General features: G+C 41.5%; 16 protein-coding genes. 10 read left to right on the top strand and 6 right to left on the bottom strand.

Annotated elements, in window-relative coordinates; translation table 11 throughout:
* Positions 1 to 49: 49 nt before the first annotated feature.
* From benA to pcaD, 9 genes are all read left to right on the top strand, one after another.
* The gene (benA, locus tag CYK47_RS09535) at positions 50 to 1,432 is read left to right on the top strand and encodes a benzoate 1,2-dioxygenase large subunit (protein ID WP_122901166.1); all 1,383 of its coding nucleotides are present in this window, start codon (positions 50 to 52) and stop codon (positions 1,430 to 1,432) included.
* A complete protein-coding gene (gene benB, locus CYK47_RS09530) occupies positions 1,429 to 1,932 on the top strand; it encodes a benzoate 1,2-dioxygenase small subunit (RefSeq protein ID WP_122901164.1) in 504 nt (167 codons plus the stop codon). Before benA ends, benB begins: the two co-directional genes overlap by 4 nt.
* Before the next feature lie 108 nt (positions 1,933 to 2,040).
* On the top strand, positions 2,041 to 3,057 hold the full coding sequence (gene benC, locus CYK47_RS09525) for a benzoate 1,2-dioxygenase electron transfer component BenC (RefSeq protein WP_122901162.1): 1,017 nt from the start codon (positions 2,041 to 2,043) through the stop codon (positions 3,055 to 3,057).
* A 15-nt stretch (positions 3,058 to 3,072) separates the two neighbouring features.
* Positions 3,073 to 3,858: a benzoate diol dehydrogenase BenD gene (gene benD / locus CYK47_RS09520; protein ID WP_122901160.1), complete on the top strand. Its 786-nt coding sequence runs from the start codon at positions 3,073 to 3,075 to the stop codon at positions 3,856 to 3,858.
* 53 nt (positions 3,859 to 3,911) lie between these two features.
* Positions 3,912 to 5,147: a benzoate/H(+) symporter BenE gene (benE, locus tag CYK47_RS09515; protein WP_122901158.1), complete on the top strand. Its 1,236-nt coding sequence runs from the start codon at positions 3,912 to 3,914 to the stop codon at positions 5,145 to 5,147.
* Positions 5,144 to 5,815: a 3-oxoacid CoA-transferase subunit A gene (locus CYK47_RS09510; RefSeq protein ID WP_122901156.1), complete on the top strand. Its 672-nt coding sequence runs from the start codon at positions 5,144 to 5,146 to the stop codon at positions 5,813 to 5,815. Before benE ends, CYK47_RS09510 begins: the two co-directional genes overlap by 4 nt.
* 21 nt (positions 5,816 to 5,836) lie before the next feature.
* Positions 5,837 to 6,487, top strand: a complete 651-nt coding sequence (locus CYK47_RS09505) for a 3-oxoacid CoA-transferase subunit B (RefSeq protein ID WP_122901154.1) — start codon at positions 5,837 to 5,839, stop codon at positions 6,485 to 6,487.
* A gap of 115 nt (positions 6,488 to 6,602) precedes the next feature.
* The gene (pcaF, locus tag CYK47_RS09500) at positions 6,603 to 7,808 is read left to right on the top strand and encodes a 3-oxoadipyl-CoA thiolase (RefSeq protein WP_122901152.1); all 1,206 of its coding nucleotides are present in this window, start codon (positions 6,603 to 6,605) and stop codon (positions 7,806 to 7,808) included.
* A gap of 48 nt (positions 7,809 to 7,856) precedes the next feature.
* Positions 7,857 to 8,636 (top strand): 3-oxoadipate enol-lactonase, encoded by a 780-nt coding sequence (pcaD, locus tag CYK47_RS09495; protein ID WP_122901150.1) that lies wholly within the window; start codon positions 7,857 to 7,859, stop codon positions 8,634 to 8,636.
* 158 nt (positions 8,637 to 8,794) lie between these two features.
* Here the strand turns inward: pcaD and CYK47_RS09490 are convergent, their stop codons facing one another.
* The 5 genes from CYK47_RS09490 to CYK47_RS09470 all read right to left on the bottom strand — a co-directional run bounded on the left by CYK47_RS09490 (position 8,795) and on the right by CYK47_RS09470 (position 15,236).
* A complete protein-coding gene (locus CYK47_RS09490) occupies positions 8,795 to 9,838 on the bottom strand; it encodes an enoyl-CoA hydratase/isomerase family protein (RefSeq protein ID WP_122901148.1) in 1,044 nt (347 codons plus the stop codon).
* Positions 9,839 to 9,847: 9 nt separating this feature from the next.
* The gene (locus CYK47_RS09485) at positions 9,848 to 11,032 is read right to left on the bottom strand and encodes an acyl-CoA dehydrogenase family protein (protein ID WP_122901235.1); all 1,185 of its coding nucleotides are present in this window, start codon (positions 11,030 to 11,032) and stop codon (positions 9,848 to 9,850) included.
* Between the two features lie 23 nt (positions 11,033 to 11,055).
* Positions 11,056 to 12,714 carry an AMP-binding protein gene (locus CYK47_RS09480; RefSeq protein ID WP_122901146.1) on the bottom strand — a complete coding sequence of 553 codons (1,659 nt, stop codon included), beginning with the start codon at positions 12,712 to 12,714 and terminating at the stop codon, positions 11,056 to 11,058.
* Positions 12,715 to 12,798: 84 nt separating this feature from the next.
* Positions 12,799 to 13,695: a 3-hydroxyisobutyrate dehydrogenase gene (gene mmsB / locus CYK47_RS09475; RefSeq protein ID WP_122901144.1), complete on the bottom strand. Its 897-nt coding sequence runs from the start codon at positions 13,693 to 13,695 to the stop codon at positions 12,799 to 12,801.
* An 11-nt stretch (positions 13,696 to 13,706) separates the two neighbouring features.
* Positions 13,707 to 15,236, bottom strand: a complete 1,530-nt coding sequence (locus CYK47_RS09470) for a CoA-acylating methylmalonate-semialdehyde dehydrogenase (RefSeq protein WP_122901142.1) — start codon at positions 15,234 to 15,236, stop codon at positions 13,707 to 13,709.
* A 195-nt stretch (positions 15,237 to 15,431) separates the two neighbouring features.
* Between CYK47_RS09470 and CYK47_RS09465 the strand changes: the two genes are divergently transcribed.
* Entirely contained in the window at positions 15,432 to 16,322 is an 891-nt protein-coding gene (locus CYK47_RS09465; protein ID WP_122901140.1) for a LysR family transcriptional regulator, read from the top strand.
* 796 nt (positions 16,323 to 17,118) lie between these two features.
* Here CYK47_RS09465 and repM read toward each other — a convergent pair.
* Complete coding sequence (repM, locus tag CYK47_RS09460) at positions 17,119 to 18,051, bottom strand: replication initiation protein RepM (protein ID WP_122901138.1); 933 nt, start codon at positions 18,049 to 18,051, stop codon at positions 17,119 to 17,121.
* Positions 18,052 to 18,977: the final 926 nt, after the last annotated feature.

The raw sequence follows: 18,977 nt of genomic DNA, 5'->3' as shown, positions 1-18,977 counted from the left end.
TCAATTATCCCGATGACTTCCCCTCAATTTGGAAAGTCGGAGAACGTCCATGCCACGTATTCCTGTAATTAATACTAGCCATCTAGATCGTCTTGATGAGTTACTTGTAGACAACTTTGAGACAGGTGAGTTTAAACTTCATCGTTCAGTTTTCACTGATCAAGCCCTTTTTGATTTAGAGATGAAATACATCTTTGAAGGCAACTGGGTTTACTTGGCGCACGAAAGCCAGATTCCAAATAATAATGATTACTACACAACATATATTGGTCGTCAACCAATCCTGATTGCACGTAACCGCCAAGGTGAGTTAAATGCAATGATCAATGCATGTTCACACCGTGGTGCACAGCTTTGCCGTAACAAACGTGGTAACAAAGCAACCTATACCTGCCCATTCCATGGTTGGACCTTCAACAACTCGGGTAAACTTTTAAAAGTTAAAGATCCAACAGATGCAGGTTATTCTGATTGCTTTAACAAAGAAGGTTCACACGACCTTAAAAAAGTGGCGAAATTTGAAAGCTATAAAGGCTTCTTATTTGGTAGCTTAAACCCAGACGTATTACCATTAGAAGAATTCTTAGGTGAAACCACAAAAATTATCGACATGATCGTTGGTCAGTCTGATCAAGGTTTAGAAGTTTTACGTGGTGCTTCAACATATACCTATGAAGGTAACTGGAAACTGACTGCTGAAAACGGTGCAGACGGTTACCACGTATCTGCAGTTCACTGGAACTACGCTGCGACTACGCAACAACGTAAAGAAAAAGAAGCTGGTGACAACATCCGTGCAATGAGCGCTGGTTCTTGGGGTAAACAAGGCGGTGGTTCTTACGGTTTTGAAAACGGTCACATGCTGCTTTGGACACAATGGGCGAACCCTGAAGACCGTCCTAACTTCCCTAAAGCAGACGAATATGCTGAAAAATTCAGCCCTGCAATGTCGAAGTGGATGATCGAGCGTTCACGTAACCTTTGCTTGTATCCAAACGTTTACTTGATGGATCAGTTTGGTTCACAAATCCGTGTACTTCGCCCGATCTCTGTCGATAAAACTGAAGTGACCATCTACTGTATCGCGCCTGTAGGTGAAGAGCCAGAAGCACGTGCACGCCGTATCCGTCAATATGAAGACTTCTTCAACGCTTCAGGTATGGCAACGCCAGATGACTTAGAAGAATTCCGCGCATGTCAAGCAGGTTATGCAGGTATCGAACTTGAATGGAACGATATGTGCCGTGGTTCTAAGCATTGGATCAATGGTCCAGATGATGCTGCAAATGAAATCGGTCTTAAACCAAAGCTTTCTGGTATTAAAACTGAAGATGAAGGTTTATACCTTGCACAGCATCAACATTGGTTAGCAGAAATGAAACGTGCGATTAAAGCAGAACAAGCTTTAGCTGAACAAGGAGATCACGCATGAGCAACGCGAATCTTGAAGCAACTTTAGAATCAGTAAGCCAGTTTTTATTTAAAGAAGCGCGCCTACTTGATGATGAGCAATGGGATGAATGGTTAGAGTGCTATGCACCTACAGCATCTTACTGGATGCCATCTTGGGATGACTACAATACCTTAACTGAAGATCCACAATCTGAAATCTCGTTAATTTATTATCCAGATCGTCAAGGTTTAGAAGATCGCGTGTTCCGTATTAAAACAGAACGTTCTTCTGCAACCATGCCGGATACACGTACTAGCCACAATGTAAACAACATTGAAATTCTTGAACGTCATGAAGACAAAGTTGTTGTACGTTTTAACTGGAACACTTTAAGTTACCGCTATCAAAAGTCGTACAGCTACTTCGGTATGTCGCGTTACGAAATCGATTTGTCAGGTGATAAGCCACAAATTTTAAATAAATATGTGGTACTTAAAAATGATTACATCAACCAAGTTATTGATGTTTATCACCTCTAATACGCCCATCTAAGTGCTTTCGCTTGCAAGCACGGCCTTTAGCTAAAAGGATTTTTAGCTAAAGGTTTCTCTCTCTGTTCCCCAGATTTTTTTATAGGATTTTCAGCCATGTCAAACCACAATATTGCACTTCAATTTGAAGATGGCGTGACACGCTTCATTTCAGTTGCTCAAGGTGAGTCTTTATCTGACGCTGCTTACCGTCAAAAGATTAATATCCCACTAGATTGCCGTGACGGCGCATGTGGTACTTGCCGTGCATTTTGTGAATCGGGTACATATGACATGCCTGAGGAAACTTATATTGAAGATGCACTTACACCAGAAGAAGCAGAGCAAGGCTATGTACTGGCATGCCAATGCCGCCCTACTTCTGACGCGGTATTCCAAATTCAAGCATCTTCTGATGTATGTAAAACAGAAATTCATACTTACCAAGGTACTTTGGCAAGTGTAGAAAACTTATCAGAATCTACCATTACCTTTGATATCCAATTAGACGAAGGTCAACCAGACATCAATTTCCTTGCGGGTCAGTATGTCAATGTAGGTATTCCAGGCTCAACTGAAACACGTTCATACTCTTTCAGCTCTAAACCAGGTAGCCGTTTAACTAGCTTTGTTGTTCGTAACGTCCCTAACGGTAAAATGAGTAGCTTCCTGAGCGAAACAGCGAAAGTTGGCGACAAAATGACATTTACGGGTCCATTTGGTAGCTTCTACTTACGTAATGTTGCACGTCCTGTTGTGATGCTTGCGGGCGGTACAGGTATTGCACCGTTTATGTCAATGCTTCAAGTATTAGAAGAAAAAGGTTCTGAGCATCCAGTACGTTTAGTATTTGGTGTGACCAATGACTTTGACTTAGTTGCACTTGAAGAACTGAACAAATTACAAGAAAAATTATCTTGGTTCGAATATCGCACAGTGGTTGCTCACCCAGAATCTGCGCATGAGCGTAAAGGTTATGTAACAGGTCATATCGAAACTGAATGGTTAAATGGCGGTGACGTAGACGTTTACCTATGTGGTCCTGTACCAATGGTAGATGCGGTTCGTGGTTGGTTAGATGCTGAAGGCGTTAAACCTGCGAGCTTCTTATTCGAAAAATTCTCAGCAAACTAATTGAGAGCGATTCAAATGTCTGATCATCAAAGATTTTTAAATAAAGTTGTCATTGTGACCGGTGCCGCGCAAGGCATTGGTCGCGGGGTTGCATTACAAGTTGCGAGCGAAGGCGGACAAGTTGTAATGGCTGACTTTTCTGACTATGTCGATGATGTGCTTGCAGAAATTACTGCTGCAGGTGGTCAAGCGATTGTAGTTAAAGCCAACTTAGAAACCTTCTCAGGTGCACAATCCGTTGTTGCAAAAGCAGTCGAAACCTACGGTCGTGTTGATGTACTCATCAATAACGTCGGTGGTGCAATTTGGATGAAACCTTTTGAAGAATTTTCTGAAGAAGAAATCATCAAAGAAGTCAATCGTTCATTGTTCCCGACCATGTGGTGCTGCCGTGCAGTCTTGCCTGAAATGTTGAAAAACAAAAAAGGGACCATCGTAAACGTATCTTCAATTGCAACGCGTGGCATTAACCGTATCCCTTACTCTGCTGCCAAAGGCGGTGTAAATGGTTTAACGGCATCTTTAGCATTTGAACATGCCAAAGATGGCATCCGTGTCAATGCAGTTGCAACAGGTGGTACAGAAGCGCCGCCTCGTAAAGTACCGCGTAATGCGGCACCAATGTCTGAACAAGACAAAGCGTGGATGCAACAAGTGGTCGATCAAACCATTGATCGTACCTTTATGGGGCGTTACGGCACGATTCAAGAACAAGTGAATGCAATTACATTCCTTGCTTCAGATGACTCATCTTATATCACAGGTACGGTTGTGCCTGTTGGCGGTGGTGATCAGGGTTAACCTGATCTCCCCCTCTCATTTGCAGGATCATTGACGCACGGAGGCATCACCCAATGGCAACCCTGTTGAATACCTTAAAAGAAGACTGGTCAATTTCAGCCACAGTTGCAGGATTTTTAGCTGTGCTGATTTCTTATGCTGGTCCACTCATTATTTTTTTCCAAGCAGCACAGCAAGCGCAAGTCTCTCAAGAGATGATGATCTCTTGGATCTGGGCCATTTCCATCGGTGCTGCGTGTGCTGGGATTTTTTTATCAATTAAATATAAAGTCCCGATTGTGACAGCATGGTCAGCCCCGGGGACTGCCTTACTGGTGACTTTATTCCCTGAACTGTCTTTAAATGAGGCCATTGCTGCTTATATTACCTCAGCTGTGGTAATTTTTCTGATTGGGATTTCTGGTTCCTTTGACAAACTTTTAAAGTGGATTCCACAAAATATTGCTGCTGCCATGATGGCGGGCATTTTATTTCAATTTGGCTTAAGTTTATTTAAAGCCAGCGACTCCATGCCATGGATTGTGTTTGGTATGCTGGCGGTTTTTTTGCTCGCCAAACGTTTGACTCCACGCTACACGATGTTGTGGGTGCTTTTATCTGGTGTCATCTTGGCGCTGTCTTTTGGGCAGATTAATCCAGTGGCTGTCGACTTTCAATTGGCTGTACCGCAGTGGATTCAACCTGAATGGAGCTGGTCATCTACCTTAAACTTTGCCCTACCACTGATTTTAGTGAGCTTGTCTGGTCAGTTTTTACCAGGCATGTCGATCATTAAACTGAGTGGTTATGACGTACCAGCCAAACCTATTATTACAACAACCAGTATTGCCTCACTTGCGGTTGCCTGTGTGGGTGGCATTACCATTGTTTTAGCCTCTATTACCGCTGCTTTATGTATGGGTAAAGATGCGCATGAACTCAAAGATAAACGTTATATCGCTGGCATCGCCAATGGTCTTTTTTACATTTTAGGTGGTTTATTTGCTGGCAGCATCGTGATGCTGTTTAGTTTACTCCCTAAAGAGCTGATTGCAGCACTGGCTGGGTTGGCTTTACTGGGTGCGATTGCCAACAATATTTCGGTTGCTATGCAACATGAAAATCAACGCGATGCTGCACTATTAACCTTTTTAGCAACTGCTTCTGGGATGCAATTTTTGGGTCTCAGCTCAGTATTTTGGGGCATTTGTATTGGCATGTTGGCGCATCTAATCTTAACACCGCGCACCGTGCCAGCCACAAAGGCACCGTCCTCTTCTAAACCTCATTCATCTAAGGAAACGACATGATTGATAAAAGTTCAACGTCAATGCAAGCCGCACTGGCACAAATTAAAGATGGTGCCACCATCATGATCGGTGGCTTTGGGACAGCGGGTCAACCTGCCGAACTGATTGATGGTTTAATTGAACTCGGTGTTAAAGACTTGGTGATTGTCAATAACAATGCTGGGAATGGTGATTACGGCTTGGCTAAACTGTTACAAGCAGGCGCTGTACGTAAAATCATTTGCTCTTTCCCACGTCAGTCAGATTCTTATATCTTTGATGAGTTATACCGTGCCGGCAAAATCGAGTTAGAACTTGTGCCACAAGGTAACTTGGCCTGCCGTATTCAAGCTGCAGGTATGGGCTTAGGTCCAATCTATACCCCTACAGGTTTCGGTACTTTGCTTGCAGAAGGCAAACCAACCATGAACTATGAAGGTAAAGACTACGTTTTAGAAAATCCAATCAAAGCCGACTTTGCACTCATTAAAGCACATAAAGGCGACCGTTGGGGCAACTTGGTTTACCGTAAATCTGCACGTAACTTTGGCCCAATCATGGCGATGGCAGCAGACGTAACCATTGCACAAGTTTCAGAAGTGGTTGAATTAGGTGCATTAGACCCTGAACACATCATCACCCCGGGTATTTTTGTACAACACGTTGTACAAGTTCAACCTGCACAGTAATCACGGATAAGGAGAAACCTCATGAGCTATACTAAACTGACCCGTGACCAAATTGCTGAGCGTGTTGCACAAGACATTCCAGATGGCGCTTATGTCAACCTCGGTATTGGTTTGCCAACCAAGATTTCGAGCTATCTACCAAGCGATAAAGATGTATTTTTACATTCTGAAAATGGCTTGCTTGCATTTGGTCCACCGCCTGCAGAAGAAGACCGTGATCCTGAATTGATTAACGCAGGTAAAGAATTTGTAACCCTGCTTGAAGGTGGTGCTTACTTCCATCATGGTGACTCATTTGCCATGATGCGTGGTGGTCACTTAGACATCGCGGTTCTTGGTGCTTTCCAAGTGGCAGAAAATGGCGACCTTGCCAACTGGCATACAGGCGCACCTGATGCAATTCCTGCGGTTGGCGGTGCAATGGACTTAGCAGTTGGTGCAAAAAAAGTCTTTATTACCACTGACCATGTCACTAAAAAAGGTGAACCGAAAATCGTAGCAGAGTTAACTTATCCTGCGACAGGTTTAAAATGTGTAGACCGTATTTACACCGACCTATGCGTGATTGATGTAACTGCTGATGGCATGAAAGTCATTGAAAAAGTTGAAGGTTTGTCATTTGAAGAATTGCAGTCGATGACTGGTGCAAAACTTATTGATGCAACACTATAAATAAAGAGGAAGTCCCCCTTTATAAAGAGGGATTCTTAGAAAGAAATCATATTTTTAAAAATCCCTCCCAACCTCCCTTTAAAAAAGGGAGGAGCTTAGTTTCAAGGATTTAAAAATGAAAAACGCATATATCATCGATGCCATTCGTACTCCATTTGGTCGCTATGCAGGCGGTCTTGCTCCTGTCCGTGCAGATGACTTAGGTGCTGTGCCAATTAAAGCCTTAATGGAACGCAACCCAAATATCAACTGGGAAAAAGTAGACGATATTATTTTTGGCTGTGCTAACCAAGCGGGTGAAGACAACCGTAACGTCGGCCGTATGTCTGCCCTCCTAGCTGGTGTGCCATATCAAGTGCCTGCAACAACAGTAAACCGTTTATGTGGTTCATCGCTTGATGCAGTGGCAATGGCAGCGCGTGCAATCAAAGCAGGTGAAGCGGATCTTATCGTTGCAGGTGGTGTGGAAAGCATGACCCGTGCGCCTTTAGTCATGGGTAAACCTGAAACTGCTTATGGTCGTAGCCAAACACTTGAAGATACCACCATGGGCTGGCGTTTCATCAACCCAAAACTTAAAGAAATGTATGGTGTTGAAACCATGCCACAAACTGCTGAAAACCTAGCAGAACAATTCAACATCAGCCGTGAAGATCAAGACAAATTTGCCTTGAACAGCCAACAACGTACTGCAGCAGCTCAAGCCAAAGGTTTCTTTAACAATGAAATCGTGCCTGTGGTGATTCCACAGCGTAAAGGCGATGCAGTTGTGATTGATACGGACGAGCATCCACGAGCATCGACCACTTTAGAAGGCTTAACCAAACTTAAACCTGTGGTGAAAGCAGGCGGCACAGTCACTGCGGGGAATGCTTCAGGTATTAACGATGGTGCTGCTGCGATTCTGATTGCCTCTGATGAAGCTGTTGCAACTTACGGTTTAAAGCCGCGTGCCAAAGTCATTGGTGCAACGGTTGTCGGTGTTGAACCACGCATTATGGGTTTTGGTCCTGCACCTGCCATTAAAAAACTGCTTGCTCAAACCGGTCTTACTTTAGAACAGATGGATGTCATTGAACTCAATGAAGCGTTCTCTGCTCAGGCTCTATCTGTAACGCGTGATTTAGGCTTAGCTGATGATGAAGCCCGTGTCAACCCAAATGGTGGTGCGATTGCACTTGGTCATCCACTCGGCGCATCGGGTGCCCGTTTGGTCACTACAGCAATCAACCAACTTGAACAAATTGGTGGCAAATATGCACTTTGCTCAATGTGTATTGGTGTTGGTCAAGGCATCGCTTTAATTATCGAACGTGTTTAACTATTAAAAACCCCCTCCCTTGTATAAAGGGAGGTCGGGAGGGATTGTATGCCTACATTTACTTCAAATGATGCTCAAATAAATTATCAAACTTTTGGTGATGCTTCGAAACCTGCGATTGTATTTTCAAACTCGTTAGGTACCAATTTCAGCATGTGGCAACCACAAATTGAGTTCTTTAGCCAAGATCATTTTGTGATTTGTTATGACACGCGTGGTCATGGTGCATCATCAGCGCCACAAGGTCCTTACACCCTTGATCAATTAGGTCAAGATGTGGTGAATTTACTCGATCACCTGAATATTGAAAAAGCCGCTTTCTGTGGGATTTCAATGGGTGGTTTAACCGGTCAGTGGTTAGCCATTCATCATGCAAACCGTTTTAGCCATGTTGTTGTATGCAATACGGCTGCCAAAATTGGTCAAGAACAGGCTTGGTCTGATCGTGCAGCGCTTGTTCGTGAACAAGGTTTAGCACCGATCGCATCGACTGCTGCAGGCCGCTGGTTTACTGAAGCCTTTGTTCAAAGCAACCAAGCAATGATTGCAAAACTTTCAAACGACTTAGGAGCTGGCAGCCCCGAAGGTTATGCAAGTTGCTGTGAAGCTTTGGCAAAGGCGGATGTACGTGAACAGTTAAAAGACATCACGGTACCAGTGCTGATTGTGGCAGGTCAACAAGACCCTGTAACCACTGTTGCAGATGGGGAATTTATGCAACAACGCATTACAGCTAGTCAGTTATTTGAAATCAATGCTTCGCATATTTCGAATATCGAACAGCCTGAAGCATTTAACCAAGCGCTTCAAGAATTTGTTCAGGCTTAAACTTTTGTGCTGAGTTGGTCTCTTCGGTCTCAGCACATTTTTTCTTTAAATCATCCTCTTATGAGGATGATTTTTTTATGGCAAATCATATTGTATTGAGTCAACAATAAAAAAATCCCCCATCAGGGAGATTTCTTAAGTTAAATATGAGCTTGTGCTTAAGCGATTAACGCTTTTTGCTGCTTGAGTAATGCTTCAATGTGTTGATCTAATTGGGGTTGATCATCACGCCACTTAGGTTGCTTGTCTTTATCAACAATTAAAGCACGCACACCTTCAATAAAGTCACCCTGCTCAAACCATAAGCCTTGTACATCACGTTCAAGCTGCATCGCTTCGGTTAAGCTTAATTGACGTCCTAAATGTTGCAACTTTAAGCTCGCGCGTTTAGCAACAGGCGAACGTTGTTTTAAAATTTCCAATACTGAGTTCGCCCATGCTTGATCTGCTGGGTGAGCCTGTGCTAATGCCAACTCAATCTGCTCAATGTCATCTTGAGCAAAGTATTGCTGAATACGCGCTGTATCCAATTCTAAGCGATGACTTTGCTGTACAGCAAAGTCAGCCACTAAGGCTTGAATACTGTTTAGATCTAAAGTCTGGGCTTGTATCAACGCTTGTTCTAGCTCAGTTAAGCGCTCACTTGACACCAAAGCATCGACTAATTTTAAGGCTACTGCATCATGGGCACTGATTTGCTCACCTGTTAAAGCTAAATACACACCAATTTCATTTAGAGCAGCAAAGAAGTAAGTTGCTCCCACATCAGGGAAATAACCAATCACTGTTTCAGGCATTGCAAAACGTGATTTTTCTGAGCTGACCTGAATATGGCAGGCTTGAGCCAAACCAAATCCACCACCTAGTACATAGCCATCAAGTAGAGCAATTAATGGCTTTTTCGATGCATACAAGTCATGCAACATGGCATACTCGTCGGCAAAATAGTCTAAATGCTGATTTTGCCCAGCATAATAACTGTCATAGATATAACGAATATCTCCGCCTGCAGAAAATGCCTTTGGACTGTTTGACGCAATTAAGATCGCCTCGACCTGTGAATCATCTTGCCAAGCCAAAACCTGTTGATGAATGCCTTGAATCATCTCGATTGATAATGCATTTAAACTTGCGATACGGTTGAGGCGAATAATACCCAGCTTGCCTTGTTGTTGAATAATGAGTTGTTGTTCTTGTGTCATGATTGTTCCTTATTGTGCCAAGCTACGTGCAATCACTAAACGTTGAATATCACTGGTGCCCTCGTAAATTTGGCAAATACGTACATCACGGTAAATACGCTCAATCGGAAAATCTTTTAAGTAGCCATAACCACCAAAAACTTGTAATGCTTGTGAGCAAACCCGTTCTGCCATTTCTGAAGCAAATAGTTTCGCCATAGAGGCCTCGGTTAAACACGGTTGCCTAGCTTCTTTTAAACGCGCAGCATAATGCACCAGTTGACGCGCCGCTGTAATTTCTGTGGCCATGCTGGCTAGACGAAACGCAAGCGCTTGCTGCTCAAAAATTGGCTTACCAAAAGCCACCCGCTCATGTGCATATTTGGTGGCTTCCTCTAAGGCTGCACGCGCCAAGCCTACAGCTTGAGCTGCAATCCCAATACGACCACCTTCTAAATTCGACAAGGCAATTTTTAAACCTTCGCCCTCTGCACCTAAACGTAAGCTTTCATGCACACGTACATCTGTTAATGCGATTTGGCAAGTATCTGAGGCATGTAGACCCAGCTTTTCTTCCATACGAATGACTTCATAACCTGGGGTGTCGCGCGGCACTAAAAATGCGCTGATGCCCTTTTTACCCGCACTTGGATCCGTGACCGCAAACACAATAATCACACCAGCGTTATGCCCTGAAGTAATAAATTGCTTTGCGCCATTAATCACGTAATGATCACCATCTTTGACGGCACGGGTTTTAATTGCAGCAGCATCTGAACCTGTATGTGGTTCTGTTAAAGCAAAAGCACCTATCATTTCACCACGTGCTAGGGGTACTAAAAAACGTTGTTTTTGCTCATCCGTACCATATTTTAAAATTGGTACGCAGCCTACTGAGTTATGTACACTCATAATCGTTGAGGTTGCACCATCCGCTGCAGCAATTTCTTCTAAGGCCAATACGTAAGCTAAGTTACCCGTTGCTGAACCGCCCCATTCTTCTGACACCAACATACCCAATAAGCCCAGTTCACCCATTTTTTTGAGCGCTTGTGCCGGAAATTCAGCTTTACTATCCCATTCGGCAGCATAGGGTTTAATTTGCTCTTCAGCAAAGTTTTTGGTCATGTCTTGAATTAAAAGCTGTTCTTCTGTGTATTGTGCCGCCGATGGGAAAGTCGCTGCTTGTTCTGCATGTGCTTGTTCGTATTGCATATTCATCTAATATATCCTTATTTTTAGCTTGCTACATTGAGCTGAGTTTTTTGTTTTTCGATTTCTTGGTTACGCAATAAGAAACGCTGAATTTTACCACTTGGGGTTTTAGGCAATTCTGTCACAAATTCCACGACACGGGGATAGGCATGCGCCGAAAGTCGGGTTTTCACGAATTGACTTAAACTGTCGGCTAATTTGTCCGACGCCGCTTCTTGATCTGCCAAAATCACAAAGGCTTTAACAATTTCGGTACGCTCAGGATCGGGTACCCCAATCACCGCGGCTTCAATCACTGCTTCATGCTCAAGTAATGCACTTTCTACATCAAACGGACCAATACGATAACCCGATGTGGTAATCACATCATCACTGCGTCCAACAAAACTCATACTGCCATCTTGATGAATCTCAGCAGTATCTCCTGTTAAATAATAATGTTTTAAAAACGGTGATTTACGACTTTCTTCATAGCCGCCAAACCACATCATTGGTGATTGCTCTAAATCTACTGCTAAAATTCCCGGCGTATCATACGCCAGCTCATTGCCTTGCTCATCCACTGCAACTACACGATAGCCTGGGCTGGCAAAACCTGCTGAACCTGCTTTAACTTCATGCGCAAGACCATGATGGTTACACACCACCATACCCACTTCAGTTTGACCATAATGGTCGTAAATTGGCGCGTCTAATACCTCATCAAACCAGCGAATTACCTCTGGATTTAACGGCTCACCCGCACTACTGACCACTCGGAATTGCCCACGCAGTTTTTGCATTTGTTTTTGATCTGCCGCCATCATCATACGATATGCAGTTGGTGCACCCGCTAGGTTGTTGACGTTATAATCTTTCACAATTTGGCACAGACTATCAATCGTAAAACCACCTTCATAGAATAGTGTTGGTTGACCCAGTAATAATGGTCCCGTAATGCCGTAGTACAAACCATACGCCCAACCCGGATCAGCAATATTCCAAAAGCTGTCTTGTGGCTGTAAGCCAATGGCATTTTTCATATAACTGCCAAATGCAATTAAAGCTTTTAGCGGCACTTTTAACGGTTTTGCAGGCCCTGTGGTACCTGAGGTAAACATTAATAAAAAGGGATCATCAAGATTTAAATATTCAATTGGGCAACTGCTCGACTGACGTTCGACTTCTGCCCAAAAGCTATAATCACCTTGATATAGACCCGTGCCTTTATCTCCTGTGACCGTTACAATAGCTGGACAATTCTCCACGTCTTTGAGTTTTTCGCGGTTTACCACATCTGTCACTACAAATTTACTTTTGGCTAAATTCACGCGATGTTCAATGGCTTTTGGACCAAAAGCAGTAAAAAGTGGCTGATACACGGCACCGATCCGCCATGTGGCTAAAATCGTAATGATCAGCTCAGGGGTACGTGGCAGTAGACCAGAAACACGATCACCTTTGCCTACGCCATTGGCTTTTAAAAAGTTGGCAAATTGCGCTGCGCGTTTTTGCAATTCGGTAAAGGTATATTGCAGTTTACCTCCATCTTTGCCTTGCCAAAATAAGGCAATACGGCCAGGCAACGCATGGCGATCACAACACTCCATACATGCATTTAGGGCATTTAGGTCGCCTGATAAAAACTCTTGTGCTGCTTGATTTAAATCAAAATTTTCTGCATATTGTTGATAATTTAGCATCCGCTGTACCTCAGTCGATTTATTGTTATGTCTTGACCTGAAGATGTAAAAGGTCGCAGCTCCTTGCGACCTTATTCAGTTGAATTAAGCCAACGCAGGCTCAGGTAAATAATGCTGAATGATATTAGAGAAATCTAAGTGGCCTTGTCCTTGATCACAGAGCTGTTGATAGTATTGTTGAACAAACTCACCCAATACCACTGATTGATCTACCTGTGCAGCCGCTTGTAAGGCTAAACCTAAGTCTTTAAGCATCAGCTGTGCTGCAAAGCCATCACGATAACCACGCGATGCTGGCGCGTTTGGACAAATCCCCGGCCATGGGTTATATACTTCTGAACTCCAGCAACGTCCTGTTGAACTGTTGATCACACCAGCTAAAGCTTGTGGATCAATCCCGAGCTGGGCCCCGAGCGCCATACCCTCAGCCACAGCTGCCATCGAAATCCCTAAAATTAGATTATTACAAATTTTGGCAATTTGCCCTGTACCCACATCTCCGCAATGTACAATATTGCTCCCCATATGCTTGAGGACCGAGCTTACTGCAATTAAGGTGTCATGCTCAGCGCCTACCATAAAGGTTAAAGTACCTGCTTGTGCGCCTAAAGTTCCCCCTGAGACTGGGGCATCGCAAACGGCAATATGACGCGCTTTAGCTACTTCAGCAATCTGTTGAATAGTCTGTGGATCAATGGTGCTGCTGTCGATACAATATGCACCTGCTTTTAATACGCTCAGAATGCCATTTTCACCTAAATACACATCTTTTACATGCTTCGCTGCAGGTAACATGCTAATCACAACCTCTGCCTGACGGGCAGCCTCTTGTGGACTTTGACAGACCACTCCACCCGCTTGCGCAAATTGTTGTAACGCTTGTTCACTTAAATCAAAGCCATAGACTTTTTGCCCTGCTTTGAGTAGGTTGTGCGCCATGGGACCACCCATATTGCCTAAACCGATAAATGCAATACTCATCTGTCTGCTCCTTAACGTAGGCTAATGGTGGTGTTGACACCCGTACTTGGAGCTTGTTCTTCAAACCAACGGCTGGTGATGGTTTTGGTTTGGGTGTAGAACTGTACTGCTTGCTTACCGTATGGACCTAAATCACCCAATTTTGAGCCACGCGAACCAGTAAAGCTAAAGAACGGTGTTGGCACTGGAATTGGAATGTTGATACCCACTTGACCAATATCAATCACTTCTTGGAACTGACGGGCAATGGCGCCGCTTTGAGTAAATAATCCCACACCATTACCAAATGGATTGGCATTAATTAACGCCACTGCTTCTGCTAGGGTATCTACATGAATAATCGCCAGTACTGGACCAAAGATTTCTTCATTATAAATGCGCATGTTGGTGGTGGCTTGGTTAAAAATCGTCGGTCCGACAAAGTTGCCTTGCTCATAACCCACAACCTGAACGTCACGGCCGTCAAGTAATAATTCTGCGCCTTCATCTACGCCACTTTGAATTAAATCTAAAACACGTTGTTTGGCACGCGGTGAAATCACTGGACCTAAGTCAGCATCGGCTTCGTGACCAGCATTGACTTTTAGAGTCTTGGTTTTTTCAACCAATTCATTCACCCAATGTTTAGTTTCACCCACCATAATGGCCACAGATAAAGCCATACAACGTTGACCCGCTGCACCAAATGCTGCACCCACTAGGGCATTTAAAGTTTGTTCTTTGTTGGCATCTGGCATAATCACTGCATGGTTTTTCGCGCCCATCATCGCTTGTACGCGCTTGCCATGTTGACCTGCCAAGTTATACACATGTGTACCCACCGCTGTTGAGCCCACAAAGGAAATTGCTTTGATGTCTTGATGTGTACACAGTAAATCAACCACTTCTTTACCGCCGTGTACCACGTTCAGTACACCTGCTGGGACACCTGCTTCAATCGCCAGCTCAACCAATAACATGGTACTTAGCGGATCTTGCTCAGATGGTTTCAATACAAAGGTATTGCCACACACAATCGCCATTGGGAACATCCACAGTGGAATCATAGCAGGGAAGTTAAATGGCGTAATACCAGCGCAAACCCCGAGAGGTTGTTGTAAGGTATACGTATCTACACCACGAGCTACACCATCTAAATACTCACCCATCTGTAAAGTACCTACAGAGCACGCATGTTCAACCACTTCTAAACCACGCTGAATATCACCTTCAGCATCGGCTAAAGTTTTGCCTTGTTCAGCTGTTAATACTTGTGCAATTGATTTGGCATTTTGACGAATTAAATCCTGTAGTTTCAACATTATACGCATACGTGCTTGTACAGGTGTTTGGCGCCATGTTGCAAATGCAGCTTGTGCAGAAGCAATCGCAGCATTGACCTCATCAGTCGTTGCCATTGGCACTTGACCAATAACTTCCTGTGTTGCTGGATTAATAATATCTTGCCACTGCTGCGTTTTAGATTCTACAAACTCACCATTAATCAAGAGTTTTGCCGTGGTAATTTGCTGTCCTTGCAAATTTTTATAAATTGCGTTCATGTTTGCTCCGTGCACTTTGCCTTATTGTTTTGTTATGACTGATCAACTTGCCATTCAAGTTGATATATTTTTTGTGCTTTGAGCTGACACTAACAAAGATTTTTTTGACCAACAAGTGAAATTCATGCACGATAGGTGTGCAAATTTGCACAATAAAAACAGTAAAACCATAATCATTAGGAATAAACACACCGTATGAAAGTCGATTGGGATCATTTACGCTTTTTTTTAGTATTGGCCCGTGCAAAAACGCTCACCAATGCTGCACGTCTGATGGGTGTTGAGCACAGCACCGTCGCAAGACGCATTCAAGCCCTCGAACACAATTTAGGCAGCACTTTATTTAAACGCGAAGCGCAAGGCTATGAGCTGACTCAAGAAGGTTTAGAGTTGATGCCGCGTGTTGAGCAAATGGAGCAGGCTTTTTTCCAAATCGAACGTGTTAACACCCCATTACAGGGTCGAGTGCGTATTGGTACACCTGAAGGTTTTGGCACGGCATTTCTAGCCAAACTCTTGGCTAAATTTTCAGAACAATATCCAAGTTTAACCATCGACCTTATTCCTGTTTCTAAGACCATTAAACTATCACACCGTGAAGCAGATATTGTGATTTCAATTGATCGACCAAAAACTGGACCCTATATCATCACACGCTTTTCAGACTATTGCCTTAAGCTATATGCCAGCCAAGACTATCTTGCACAACATACAAAAATTGAAAAAATTGAAGACTTAAAACAGCATCGTTTTGTAAATTATATTAATGACTTAGTTTATAGTTCAGAACTTTATTGTTTAGAGCGCTTACCGATTGAACTCAATGCTTGCTTACGCAGTAGTAGTATTGTGGCACAGCAAATGGCGGTTTCTGCAGGCGCGGGTTTGGCTATTTTGCCAGTCTTTATGGCCCGCAACCAACCCGAACTAAAGCAAGTTTTAACTGAAGAAATTCAATTTGTTCATACCTTTTGGATGCTCACTTTTGCTGATCTTAAACATGAACCACGCATTAAATTGGTTTGGGATTTCTTACGTCAAGTTGCAGAACAACACCAAGACACACTCATGGGACCAAGCCAATAAAGATAGTTTTTCACTACTTTAGTATTCTATAAAGATAGTTTTTCACAACTACAGTCAGATAGTGTTTGATCACGTTGTTTTTGTTTACAAAATGCAACATTATTGTGCATTTATAATTCTATAAAGATAGTTTTTCACTACTCATTCAATCTATATTTAACTCCATAAAGATAGTTTTTCACTACTTATTTGATCTATGTCGACTTCTATAAAGATAGTTTTTCACTACTCAGACCCATTATTGATTAATTTATATACCAATATAGTTTATCAACTCTACAAATAAGCAATCTATTTATAATAAAGATAGTTTTTCACTACTCGATCTTCTTAAAAACGCTGTTTAGTTCTAAATAAAGATAGTTTTTCACTACTTTAAAAGAAAATCTTGCTTATTTATTGTCCTTAATTATTGTTTTTAAATATAAATTTTTATTTAAAGATAGTTTTTCACTACTTAAATCATTTAAATGATGTTTTTTTCATACATAAAGATAGTTTTTCACTACTGAAAGTCTATAGAAAGAATGAATAACTATTCATAACATTATTAATATATGATTTTTATAGTTTATTTTTAATAAAGATAGTTTTTCACTACTTCAATAACGATCATTTCACTAGGATTTATATATCATTGGCTTTAAAGATAGTTTTTCACTACTCCTAAGTGTATCATGAGCTAAACACTTATTATTTAATCAAATTCTAATAAAGATAGTTTTTCACTACTGAAGATACAAAAAGTAAAAAAAAGCCCAAGTGATTAAATTGGGCAGTTTTTAGTTACTAGGGCTTAAGGCATAAAACCCACCCCCATCAACACTTCTAAATTTTGTTCAACCCAATCTGGATCACCGAGCATACTTTTAATCCGAATTTGAAATTCCTTACCTGTCTCTCCCATATTGGCATGTTGGCTACCGAATAAAGGGTCTTGGCTCAGCTTGGCACTAAATAAATCAATTTGTGGCTCAGTGAGGCTATAATTAAAATCCCCCAAATCATCACCCTCAATGATTTGTACAGTTTTAGGATCTTTTGGTTCTAGCTTAAATTGCAAATGAGTAATCGCTTTACCTTGTTTAAATTGCTGATAACTGACAATCAAATCAGTTTGGTCGTTAATTTCTTCTAGCGCACGCTCAAGAACATTGGTTTTAAATAAACTCATGGTTTTATATTGTTGAGGTTCAATGCCTAATTTGCTACGTAAATCATCAATTTCATAACGCTGTGTCATACCACGCATGCGCCATTTCATGATAAGTTCATATAGGCGAATAGAATATTTACTTTTAAAATTACTCACTTGATCAAGATAGTAGCGGGTAAATTGCTGTTCTAGGCGACTGATCATTTTAATAACAATATCAGTAAAATACAGAACTACCAGCCCTTGATCTTTTACATAAGTAATTTTATTCACCCAATTATCACAGGTGACTGCATCGAAGCTTTTATAACGATCAATATAACTAAATTCACGTCTTTTTAAGGTTAAAGCTGCATCCCTGAGCGCACTATAACTTTCTTTCTCATTAATACCAAATTGCTCCATATAGGATTTGGCACTCACTTCAATTGGAGTATTATATGTCAGCTCATTAAATTCACGTGCTTCGACAATTGCTAATAGCATTAAGCGCTGTTCTACAAGGCTTAAATTAAAACTCGCATCGATTAAAGAGTTATCCTTAACAACAATTTTTTTAGGTTTCACAGTCATTTCTTTTGGTGCTTATTCGCTTAGCGCTAAGCATGCCCAATCCTATAAAGATAGTCAATATATTATCTATTCATTTGTAGTGAAAAACTATCTTTGAAGTAGTGAAAAACTATCTTTGAAGTAGTGAAAAACTATCTTTAAAGTAGTGAAAAACTATCTTTATGTCTTCTGAAAGCCTTACTGGGCTTGCTTTTCAGGCTATCTTAAAAACATTAAAATAAATTTAAAATAAATTTAAAAAGGATTTATCTGTGGATAACTTTTAAAAAGTATTGTTTACTCAGCAATTCAATTACTACAGATCTCAGATTACTTCGTTTAATTTATCCACAACCGAACCTGGTTTGAATTTAAATTTCTTTACAAGAGAATAACATTCAGTTAGAGTTATCCACAGTTTCAAATTTAAAGACAAAAATTGAATAATATTAAAATTTATATGTAAATTGATTAGAGATTAAAATAAACTCACTGAAAACTGAAAACTGAAAACTGAAAACTGAAAACTGAAAACTGAAAACTGAAAACTGAAAACTGAAAACTGAAAACTGAAAACTGAAAACTGAAAACTGAAAACTGAAAACTGAAAACTGAAAACTGAAAACTGAAAACTGAAAACTGAAAACTGAAAACTTTGAAAATATATAAGTGTTAGCATATATATTCTTCTTAACTTCTTAACTTCTTAACTTCTTAACTTCTTAACTTCTTAACTTCTTAACTTCTTAACTTCTTAACTTCTTAACTTCTTAACTTCTTAACTCGTAGTATTGTCTGTTGAATACGAAGCAAAACAATTAAGCAGCTTAAAATATTTTTAAATTTCGCTCCGAAACGATTTGGAAAAAATAATCAATCACGGTTTAATTCTTCTAAATTCATTGCTTTTTTTTTAAAAAATACTTAGATTCACTACAGCACAAAAA

It is taken from the genome of Acinetobacter sp. B51(2017), assembly GCF_003711395.1.
Taxonomy (GTDB): Bacteria; Pseudomonadota; Gammaproteobacteria; order Pseudomonadales; family Moraxellaceae; genus Acinetobacter.
This window is presented reverse-complemented; position numbering and strand designations above follow the sequence as displayed.

Coding starts and splice junctions, on each gene's coding strand:
- CYK47_RS09510 (WP_122901156.1), top strand. CDS start 5,144: ATGATTGATAAAAGTTCAACGTCAATGCAAGCCGCACTGGCACAAATT.
- CYK47_RS09480 (WP_122901146.1), bottom strand. CDS start 12,714: ATGCTAAATTATCAACAATATGCAGAAAATTTTGATTTAAATCAAGCA.
- mmsB (WP_122901144.1), bottom strand. CDS start 13,695: ATGAGTATTGCATTTATCGGTTTAGGCAATATGGGTGGTCCCATGGCG.
- benD (WP_122901160.1), top strand. CDS start 3,073: ATGTCTGATCATCAAAGATTTTTAAATAAAGTTGTCATTGTGACCGGT.
- CYK47_RS09465 (WP_122901140.1), top strand. CDS start 15,432: ATGAAAGTCGATTGGGATCATTTACGCTTTTTTTTAGTATTGGCCCGT.
- CYK47_RS09485 (WP_122901235.1), bottom strand. CDS start 11,032: ATGCAATACGAACAAGCACATGCAGAACAAGCAGCGACTTTCCCATCG.
- benB (WP_122901164.1), top strand. CDS start 1,429: ATGAGCAACGCGAATCTTGAAGCAACTTTAGAATCAGTAAGCCAGTTT.
- CYK47_RS09505 (WP_122901154.1), top strand. CDS start 5,837: ATGAGCTATACTAAACTGACCCGTGACCAAATTGCTGAGCGTGTTGCA.
- benA (WP_122901166.1), top strand. CDS start 50: ATGCCACGTATTCCTGTAATTAATACTAGCCATCTAGATCGTCTTGAT.
- pcaD (WP_122901150.1), top strand. CDS start 7,857: ATGCCTACATTTACTTCAAATGATGCTCAAATAAATTATCAAACTTTT.
- benE (WP_122901158.1), top strand. CDS start 3,912: ATGGCAACCCTGTTGAATACCTTAAAAGAAGACTGGTCAATTTCAGCC.
- benC (WP_122901162.1), top strand. CDS start 2,041: ATGTCAAACCACAATATTGCACTTCAATTTGAAGATGGCGTGACACGC.
- CYK47_RS09470 (WP_122901142.1), bottom strand. CDS start 15,236: ATGAACGCAATTTATAAAAATTTGCAAGGACAGCAAATTACCACGGCA.
- repM (WP_122901138.1), bottom strand. CDS start 18,051: ATGACTGTGAAACCTAAAAAAATTGTTGTTAAGGATAACTCTTTAATC.
- CYK47_RS09490 (WP_122901148.1), bottom strand. CDS start 9,838: ATGACACAAGAACAACAACTCATTATTCAACAACAAGGCAAGCTGGGT.
- pcaF (WP_122901152.1), top strand. CDS start 6,603: ATGAAAAACGCATATATCATCGATGCCATTCGTACTCCATTTGGTCGC.